This window comes from Frankia sp. Hr75.2, from assembly GCF_949319125.1.
Lineage (GTDB): Bacteria > Actinomycetota > Actinomycetes > Frankiales > Frankiaceae > Parafrankia > Parafrankia soli.
Genome location: NZ_CASGGV010000216.1, coordinates 1 through 623, shown reverse-complemented (window position 1 = coordinate 623; position 623 = coordinate 1). Strand labels below are relative to the sequence as shown.

General features: G+C 71.7%; 1 protein-coding gene. It reads left to right on the top strand.

Translation table 11 applies throughout. From position 1 onward, the window contains the following. The coding region (locus AC559T_RS15375) for a histidine kinase dimerization/phosphoacceptor domain-containing protein (RefSeq protein WP_498869175.1) at window positions 1-623 on the top strand (623 nt) is incomplete at both ends.

The window sequence follows — 623 nt, the reverse complement described above, 5'->3', positions numbered from 1 at the left end:
GCCGCCGTCGCCTGCACGGCCCTGCTCTGGAACGAGCGCCACCCCCGCGCGACCGCCGTGGTGGCCATCGCCTGCACCGTGGTCCTGGCCGGCCTGGGCTACCTGCTCACCTCGCTGATGATCGCTCCCGCGATGGCCGCGCTCTACTTCCTGGCCGCGCACACCGACCGCAGAACCACCCTGAGCATCGTCCTCCCCGCCTGCGCTCTGGTGGTCACAACCGCGCTGATCGCCGACCCCGACGGCTACCCCCTGGAACTCAAGACCATCGGCCCGACCGCCTGGCTCCTGATGGCCACATCGCTCGGCGGCGCGCGGCGGATCAAACAGGACTACCTCGACGCCGTCAAAGCCCGCGCCGAATACGCCGAACGGACCCGCGAGGCCGAGGCACGCCGCCGGGTCGCCGACGAACGCACCCGCATCGCCCGCGAACTCCACGATGTCGTCGCCCACCACATCACCCTCGCCCACGCCCAGGCCGGCACCGCCGCACACCTCGTCCGCACCAACCCCGACCAGGCGGAACCGATCCTCGCCAGTCTCACCGCCACCACCTCCTCCGCACTGCGCGACCTCAAGTCCACCGTCGGTCTCCTGCGGCAGAGCGACGACCCGGACGC